This is a genomic window from Shigella sp. SIG6 (assembly GCF_053555815.1).
Genome location: NZ_JBQZXC010000133.1, coordinates 1 through 9,121, shown reverse-complemented (window position 1 = coordinate 9,121; position 9,121 = coordinate 1). Strand labels below are relative to the sequence as shown.

Genomic DNA, 9,121 nt, shown 5'->3' with positions numbered 1-9,121 from the left:
GTGCCTGACCTGACCCCTATTAGCGGTTACCAGCGCCCCACCAGACCCGGTGACATCACCCCCCGGATCATGGACGACTGGGGGCAGTAATCATGCCGGGTCTGGCTGGCTAACACCCCATTATAAGGGGTACGAATAAAGTAACGGGGCTGGTTGTCCTGCTGACGCCCGGAGACGATCCTCTCAGGGCATTTTTGATATGAGTACTGTCAGAATCCATCGGCGCTCTGGCACTGGTGCCGCTGGGATTGTTATTTAAACCACACTATCTGCTGCGCCATCGCAACCCACGGTTGCTTTTTGAGTCGCTGCTCACGTTAGCCATCACACTGACGTTAAGCTGGCTTTCGATGCTGTATCTGCCGTGGCCTTTTACTTTCATTATTGTGCTGTTGATGTGGAGCGCCGTGCGCCTGCCACGAATGGAAGCCTTTTTGATCTTCCTTACCACGGTGATGATGGTGTCGCTGATGATGGCCGCGGATCCCTCCCTGCTTGCTACGCCGCGTACGTACCTGATGAGCCATATGCCGTGGCTACCGTTTTTGCTGATCCTGCTGCCCGCCAACATCATGACCATGGTGATATATGCCTTTCGTGCGGAACGCAAACACATTTCCGAAAGCGAAACCCGCTTTCGGAACGCGATGGAATATTCCGCTATCGGTATGGCGTTAGTGGGCACCGAGGGACAATGGCTGCAATCCAACAAAGCACTCTGCCAGTTTCTCGGTTACAGTCAGGAAGAGCTGCGCGGACTCACCTTTCAGCAACTGACCTGGCCGGAGGATCTCAATAAAGATCTCCAACAGGTTGAAAAGCTGATAAGCGGTGAAATAAACACCTATTCAATGGAAAAACGCTACTACAACCGCAATGGCGATGTTGTCTGGGCGTTGCTTGCCGTCTCACTGGTGCGCCACACGGATGGCACGCCGCTCTATTTTATCGCTCAGATTGAAGACATTAACGAGCTAAAACGCACCGAACAGGTGAATCAGCAACTGATGGAGCGCATCACGCTGGCTAACGAAGCGGGCGGGATTGGCATCTGGGAGTGGGAGCTGAAGCCGAATATTTTTAGCTGGGATAAGCGGATGTTCGAGCTGTATGAAATTCCTCCGCATATCAAACCGAACTGGCAGGTGTGGTACGAGTGCGTGCTGCCGGAAGATCGCCAGCATGCCGAAAAAGTGATTCGTGATTCGTTGCAATCACGCTCGCCCTTTAAGCTGGAATTTCGCATTGCCGTGAAAGATGGCATCCGCCATATCCGCGCCCTCGCCAACCGGGTACTGAATAAAGAAGGCGAAGTCGAACGCTTGCTCGGCATTAATATGGATATGACCGAGGTTAAACAGCTTAACGAGGCATTGTTTCAGGAAAAAGAGCGCCTGCACATTACGCTGGATTCCATCGGTGAAGCCGTGGTCTGTATTGATATGGCGATGAAAATTACCTTTATGAATCCAGCGGCGGAGAAGATGAGCGGCTGGACGCAGGAAGAAGCATTAGGTGTTCCGCTCCTGACGGTGTTGCATATTACTTTTGGCGACAACGGACCATTAATGGAGAACATTTACAGTGCCGACACCTCACGTTCCGCGATTGAACAAGATGTGGTGTTGCACTGCCGGAACGGCGGCAGTTACGACGTGCATTACAGTATTACGCCGTTAAGTACTCTGGACGGCAGCAATATAGGCTCGGTACTGGTGATTCAGGACGTCACCGAATCACGCAAAATGCTGCGCCAGCTGAGCTACAGCGCCTCCCATGATGCACTGACGCATCTCGCCAATCGCGCCAGTTTTGAGAAGCAACTGCGTATCCTGCTGCAAACGGTAAACAGTACACATCAGCGACATGCCCTGGTGTTTATCGATCTTGATCGCTTTAAAGCGGTGAATGACAGCGCCGGGCATGCGGCGGGTGACGCTTTACTGCGCGAACTGGCGTCGTTGATGCTGAGTATGCTGCGCTCCAGCGACGTGCTGGCGCGACTCGGTGGTGATGAATTTGGTCTACTGTTGCCAGACTGTAATATCGAAAGTGCGCGTTTTATCGCTACACGCATTATCAGTGCCGTGAATGATTATCACTTTATATGGGAAGGCCGTGTGCATCGGGTAGATTACCTTGATTGATGACAACAATCATCAGGCGGCAGAAGTGATGTCGCAGGCTGATATCGCCTGTTATGCCTCCAAAAATGGTGGACGGGGCCGGGTGACGGTTTACGAACCACAGCAAGCTGCCGCACATAGCGAACGGGCGGCGATGTCGCTTGATGAACAGTGGCGGATGATTAAAGAGAATCAGTTGATGATGATCGCCCACGGTGTCGCTTCGCCGCGGATCCCGGAAGCGCGTAATTTGTGGCTGATTTCACTTAAGCTCTGGAGTTGCGAAGGCGAGATTATTGATGAACAAAAATTTCGTCGTAGCTTCAGCGATCCGGCACTTAGCCATGCTCTTGACCGACGGGTATTCCACGAATTTTTCCAGCAGGCCGCAAAAGCGGTTGCCAGTAAAGGCATAAGCATCGCCCTCCCCCTTTCCGTTGCCGGTTTGAGTAGCGCCACGCTGGTGAATGATCTGCTTGAGCAGCTGGAAAATAGCCCTCTACCACCACGGTTATTACATCTGATTATTCCGGCTGAAGCGATTTTAGATCACGCAGAAAGCGTGCAAAAACTGCGGCTGGCGGGATGTCGGATAGTGCTCAGCCAGGTGGGCCGCGATCTGCAAATCTTCAACTCGCTGAAAGCGAATATGGCAGATTACCTGCTACTTGATGGTGAGTTATGCGCCAACGTGCAGGGTAATTTGATGGATGAGATGCTGATTACGATTATTCAGGGGCACGCTCAGCGACTCGGGATGAAAACCATCGCCGGGCCAGTCGTTTTACCCTTAGTGATGGATACGCTTTCTGGCATCGGCGTCGATCTGATTTATGGTGATGTGATTGCCGATGCCCAACCTCTGGATTTGCTGGTGAATAGCAGTTATTTCGCGATTAACTGAGAGAGCGTTTGCCCATTGCCTGATGCGATGCTAACGCGTCTTATCAGGCCTACAAATCGCTCATTCCGCAGGCGGGATAAGGCGCTCGCACCGCTTCCGGCGACCAACGTCATGCTTCGTCTGGTTGCCAGCCTTCCGTATACCAGATATGCAACAGCGCATAAGAACGCCAGGGCTTCCAGCGCTCGGCATAACGGCGGATTTGTGCCGGTGTCATCCCCAGAAATCGCTGTTTAATCAGATAATCATCCGGCAGAAAAACATCTTTCGCCTGCCAGCCGCGCAAGGCGAAATAATTCGCCGTCCAGCGCCCGATACCCGGAAAAGTTTGCAGCGTTTTCATCGCCTGCTCCACATCGCCCGGTATTGTCATTGGTAAGGTGCCCTCCAGCGCCGCATTTGCCAGATGAATCAGCGCCTCTGCCCGTTTCAACGGCATACCTAACGCTTTTAATGCCTGCGGGTCGGCTGCTGCCAGCCGCTGAGGCGTGGGGAAGCAGATATACTCCGGAAAATCATCCAGCCGTTCGCCATAAAGCTGTGCCACTCTGGCGGTCAATTTTGCCGCCATCGCCACGCTCACCAGTTGGCCTAAAATCGCCCGCACGCCCTGCTCAAAAGCATCAACACTGCCGGGTAAACGCAATCCGGGCCGCGCCGCGCCTAACTTGCCCAACGCACCGTTAACAATCTGCGGGTTACATTGCAGATCAAGCAGGCGGCTCATTTTCGCCAGACACTCAGCGGCAACGGGTTCTAAACCTGCACTTAAATTTATGTGCAGAGTATGGCGGGCTATATCCGGAATAGCAGTCACCACGCCGCGATATTCGCCCACTGCCAGACTACGGGCATAATAACTGTCCGCGACCGTTTCCACACCACTCACCGCACGGGCGGCGAGAAATCCCAACATCCACGACCAGTCATACGGCGGCTGCCAGTTCAGGATATACATCGCATCTCCTTATTCATCCGCTTTCAGCATAAACGTTATTCAGACGTTACGCTTTGCTTTCATATTCCGGTTGTCGCGACGGCAACATTTCGCTAAAGTCACGCCCCTTCTTCACCGGCATGGGGATTATTTCGTGTTTATTGGTTTTGATTACGGTACAGCAAACTGTTCAGTGGCGGTCATGCGTGACGGTAAACCGCATTTGCTAAAAATGGAAAACGACAGCACGCTGCTGCCTTCAATGCTTTGCGCGCCAACGCGTGAAGCGATAAGCGAATGGCTGTACCGCCATCATGACGTTCCGGCAGACGACGATGAAACGCAGGCGTTGTTACGACGGGCGATTCGTTATAACCGCGAAGAAGATATCGATGTTACAGCGAAAAGCGTGCAGTTCGGTCTTTCCTCACTGGCACAGTACATTGATGATCCAGAAGAAGTGTGGTTTGTGAAATCACCAAAATCGTTCCTCGGTGCCAGCGGCTTAAAACCGCAGCAGGTAGCGCTGTTTGAGGATCTGGTCTGCGCAATGATGTTGCACATTCGCCAGCAGGCGCAGCTGCCAGAAGCGATTACTCAGGCGGTGATTGGTCGCCCGATCAACTTCCAGGAGCTGGGCGGCGATGAAGCAAACGCCCAGGCGCAGGGGATTCTGGAACGCGCGGCGAAGCGTGCCGGGTTTAAGGATGTGGTATTCCAGTACGAGCCGGTAGCGGCTGGGCTGGATTACGAAGCCACCTTGCAGGAAGAAAAACGGGTGCTGGTGGTGGATATCGGCGGTGGTACGACTGACTGTTCATTGCTGCTGATGGGGCCGCAGTGGCGTTCGCGTCTCGATCGTGAAGCCAGTCTGCTGGGTCACAGTGGTTGTCGTATTGGCGGTAACGATCTGGATATCGCCCTAGCGTTTAAAAACCTGATGCCACTGCTGGGTATGGGTGGCGAAACCGAAAAAGGCATCGCCCTGCCGATCCTGCCGTGGTGGAATGCGGTTGCCATCAACGACGTTCCTGCACAGAGTGATTTCTACAGTAGTGCCAACGGTCGTCTGCTTAACGATCTGGTACGCGATGCCCGCGAACCGGAAAAAGTGGCCCTGTTACAGAAAGTCTGGCGTCAGCGTTTAAGCTATCGCCTAGTGCGTAGCGCAGAAGAGTGCAAAATTGCTCTTTCAAGCGTAGCGGAAACCCGCGCCTCACTGCCGTTTATCAGCAATGAACTGGCTACGCTGATTAGCCAGCGAGGGCTGGAAAGCGCCCTCAGCCAGCCACTGGCGCGGATTCTGGAACAGGTGCAACTGGCCCTGGATAACGCCCAGGAAAAACCGGACGTTATCTACCTGACCGGCGGTAGCGCCCGTTCTCCGCTGATTAAAAAAGCGCTGGCAGAACAGTTGCCGGGCATTCCGATTGCAGGCGGCGATGACTTTGGCTCCGTCACCGCCGGGCTGGCACGCTGGGCGGAAGTGGTATTTCGTTAAAAGAAAATGGCTCAGCAGCGGCTTAAATCAGCCTGCGCCTGAGCCAGTTTTTCTGCCGCCTGACGTAACGGTTCCATCAACGGCATGGTCCGTGCTGGAGCATGAAGGCGGAATCGCTGCAACTCTGTCGCGCCGACAGTCAACGTCGATTCCAGCCGATGTCGTTTGGCGGCCATTTTCGCCATTACCGCCTGTCTGTCTGCTGGCGTTACCGCTTCGTTCGGCCTGAACACAAAACGGCGTTCACAGCTCGCTTTCCAGTCGATGACCGCCTGGGTCAGATGATCACCAAACCCTTTAACTTGCTTAACGCCACGACGGGTAACACCTGCTGCTGTTTCAATACCAAAAGACCATAACGCCGCTTTACGCGCAGGGCCAACGCCGGGAATAGAGGCAACATCAATAAAAAATCCCTCCAGAAACTTCTGCTTCTGCCGTTCCCTTGCAGTGTCATGAAGTGCTGCCAGAGCGAGTTTCTCTTCTTCCGGTAACCCGAGAATTTCGTCCTTCATTTTTTCGAGCATCGTCCGTTTGGCGATAAAACCTTCCAGGCCGCCTACCTGCTGGATCTGGCGGACTAAATGGTCATAGTCCATTTTCGCACGATTAAATGCCTCACGGCGTTGCTGAACTTCTGCTTTGTACGCTTTGCTTGTCAGACTGCCAATAATCCAGATAGCCGCCAGCACAGGAACCAAAATAATATAACGCGGTACTGCCTGAAGGCCGCAAAGCAGCAGCGATAATGCTGACAGTGCGATCTCAAGCAGAATGATGTATTCGCGCCGTAACAGGCCTAAAGGAAGCGGCCTGCCAGTCGGTTGGAAATGATCGGGTAATGGCAGTTGCAATGCTGGCGGTGCTACTGACGCCATCACCATCGCCCAGACTTTTGCCAGCACAAAATCCCCGCCGGTGGTAATGACCTCTTCGCCGAGATCAATAAAATAGATAACGCCTTGATTATCCAGCGTACACCACGGGCAGTCGGTCAAATGAGCGGGATAAACATGCATTGCCGAAACGGGACATTTCTTTAACTGTTGGCGCAGAGAATCAAGTGCCGCTACCCACGCTTTAGCCGTCGGACGCCCGGTTGCCACGCCACTTTCCGTGAATGCCTGCTGAAACATGGCTTCAACATCACTCGGTAACATCGATAGCGGAATCGATCGTGGCGGCGGTTTTAAACCACGTCGCTGATTATCTGACGCGTAGGCATAACGGAAATGGGTAATATCCGTCTCCAGCGCATTACCCACATCAGAGATAAGCGGCACACCAGAATAAGGATGCCGGCCACCAAACAAGACGTGAAAAATTAGCAACGCAAGGCCAAAATTACCGTGATTTTCTGTGCGTTCAAAGCCGACAAATGACGACAAGGTTTGTAGCTCTGGCGGCGTAAAATGCGACACGCCGACTTCGCATAAATGCAGTGTGCCATTGGCGTTAATCTGAAAGGAGTCGCTATCAATCAACACCACTTTGCTGTCGCGACCTACCATAAAACTGTTCTGGTTTACGTCACCCACGACATGCCCGTGCTCGTGAACCGTAGCAAAAGATGAAGCAATATTGCGCGCAACATAGAGTAGAAAATCCCACGCACAATGAGGGTAACGTTGACGACGATGTGCCGGGCTATAGATCATATGAATCGGTTCTTTACCAGAAACTTTTGGCATCATAAAACCGATAACTTTTCCGCCTCGTCCACCGTGAAGCGTTGCCTGCGGCCAGGCGACATAATTCAACAATTGCGCGTCAGCTGTCGCAGCCATAAAGGCAAGTTTGTCCTGTTTTAAGGCGGGTGGCGGCGTGTGATAAATCTTGGCGACGCTATCAACAAACTCATTGATATCATAAACCGCGCCTTCACCGCCTTTGCCCAGTTCACGGCCTGGCGTAACGCACTCACCAGTAGCAGTATATAAAGTGGGTTTCATGGTAACCACAGCGCCAGTGCCAACGTTTTATCATCATCCGTACGCTCGTTTACCGCCGGGCTGGACAAAAACTGCTTTAACAATTCAGGTAATAAATCGAGTTGTTCCTGCGTTGCTGACGCCAGTCCATTGAAAAACGGGGTAAAGAAAGGCACATGCGGAGAATTATCCAACATATTTAACGCCAGTCGCTGGATACCATCCGTAAATGCTGCAACTTTATGCACACGCTCAGTGCTGGTGAAAGTTTCCAGTCTGGAAACGGCATCTTCATCGGTAATGAAGTGCGTCATATTGGCATATTCACCCACCATCGGCGTAAGCGGCAATTGCAGACCGTGACCAAAATCCACCACCACGCCGCCATCGCCAATCTGCATAATCAAGGTGCCATTAGCCGATGAAATCAATCCCAGAAACGTGCAGGCAAAATCGCGAACTGCTAATTCTTTGGCTTCCGCCTCGGCAAAAAGTCGCTGACGAACGGTCAGCACAATATCCGTGGCGAGGATATCATTAAGCCCCAATTCCCCACCCTGCACTTTTTGCGACATATAAGCCATCGCTTCATTGACGGCGAGCATCGCGCCTTCGCCCCCCTGCGAAACGCTACCTGCGCCATCAGCAAGGAACATCACCAGTAATGGCTGCTGGTCATTTAGCCAGGCAACCTGCATCTGGCAGGCATCCTGGCAAGGCAAGTCCGCGCTGATGTGCGACGTTCCAACAGCGGATGCATAAACCAGACGCCAGCTCACACTGACGTCCAGCCTTTTGGCGCTTCCAGCACAACTTCCGTTCCCGGCGTGGAGCGGGAAACCGAACGCAGCGAACTGGATAACCAGCTAAACAGTTCACGGAATTGTAATCCTTGCAGAGGCAAAGGCTGACGAACGCTGATTTGTGCCAGAGTCTTCATATCCGCCCCCTGAACACCGATGGAAAAGAAAGCAAACCTTTTATCTTCTTCCCCCCGAAACACTTTGTTGGCTGCAGCCTGCCACTCATCGGTTGGTGCACCATCGGTAATCAGGAAAATCCACGGGCGATAATACGAAATACCATTTGCACGATACTCACGTTTCCGCTCCTCTACCATATCCAGGGCTTTGGTAATGGCCGCACCCATTGGTGTATCGCCCTGGGCAAACAGGATGGGCGGAAAAAAATTAGCGGCGCTGGTAAAGGGTTGTTCCACATGCACCGGGCCGAACGTCACAATGCCGAGTTCCACTCTTTTTAAAGCCAGCGAATCGGCAAGCAGCTCATCGCGAAAGGTAACCAATCCGGTGTTAAGTTCATTAATAGGTCTGCCACTCATCGAGCCAGAAACATCCAGCAGCAGAATGCAGGGGCAACGTGGTTCCGGGTTACTGGCAAAATCGCTGGTGGCAAACGTGATTTGTTCGCTCATAAGAAATCCTTTCTTAGAGAATTATTGAGGTCCGGTATCATACCGACTGCAATAATGAAATAAGAGCAAACGAAGAAACTTTCAGAATTAGTCCCGGCGGCGCAGAAAATTTTGCTATTCGCCTCGCAAGAACGGAGAGCCGTCGATTGACACTAAGGGCGGAGTGACATAATTTCAGGAGTGAGGGTTAGGGAGAGGTTTCCCCCGTTACTTTATTCGTACCCCTTATAATGGGGTGTTAGCCAGCCAGACCCGGCATGATTACTGCCCCCAGTCGTCCATGATCC

5 protein-coding genes and 1 pseudogene are annotated in these 9,121 nt (G+C 52.6%); 2 read left to right on the top strand and 4 right to left on the bottom strand.

Annotation, left to right across the window (positions count from 1 at the left end; genetic code table 11):
- Positions 1–149: 149 nt before the first annotated feature.
- A pseudogene (locus tag ACUU1M_RS16815) lies at positions 150–3,030 on the top strand (diguanylate cyclase); the annotation flags it as partial.
- A 109-nt stretch (positions 3,031–3,139) separates the two neighbouring features.
- Here the strand turns inward: ACUU1M_RS16815 and alkA are convergent.
- Positions 3,140–3,988 (bottom strand): DNA-3-methyladenine glycosylase 2, encoded by an 849-nt coding sequence (gene alkA, locus ACUU1M_RS16810; protein WP_000275665.1) that lies wholly within the window; start codon positions 3,986–3,988, stop codon positions 3,140–3,142.
- 133 nt (positions 3,989–4,121) lie between these two features.
- On the opposite strand from alkA, the gene yegD reads away from it, so the two are divergent.
- Positions 4,122–5,468 carry a molecular chaperone gene (gene yegD, locus ACUU1M_RS16805; RefSeq protein ID WP_152029024.1) on the top strand — a complete coding sequence of 449 codons (1,347 nt, stop codon included), beginning with the start codon at positions 4,122–4,124 and terminating at the stop codon, positions 5,466–5,468.
- An 11-nt stretch (positions 5,469–5,479) separates the two neighbouring features.
- Here yegD and yegI read toward each other — a convergent pair whose 3' ends face one another.
- The 3 genes from yegI to ACUU1M_RS16790 are packed head-to-tail and all read right to left on the bottom strand — an operon-like array spanning position 5,480 to position 8,834.
- Positions 5,480–7,420 (bottom strand): protein kinase YegI, encoded by a 1,941-nt coding sequence (yegI, locus tag ACUU1M_RS16800; RefSeq protein WP_152029025.1) that lies wholly within the window; start codon positions 7,418–7,420, stop codon positions 5,480–5,482.
- Positions 7,417–8,178, bottom strand: a complete 762-nt coding sequence (locus tag ACUU1M_RS16795; RefSeq protein WP_000119071.1) for a PP2C family serine/threonine-protein phosphatase — start codon at positions 8,176–8,178, stop codon at positions 7,417–7,419. The genes yegI and ACUU1M_RS16795 overlap by 4 nt, the downstream gene beginning before the upstream one ends.
- The gene (locus tag ACUU1M_RS16790; protein ID WP_000003200.1) at positions 8,175–8,834 is read right to left on the bottom strand and encodes a vWA domain-containing protein; all 660 of its coding nucleotides are present in this window, start codon (positions 8,832–8,834) and stop codon (positions 8,175–8,177) included. The genes ACUU1M_RS16795 and ACUU1M_RS16790 overlap by 4 nt, the downstream gene beginning before the upstream one ends.
- Between the last annotated feature and the right edge of the window lie 287 nt (positions 8,835–9,121).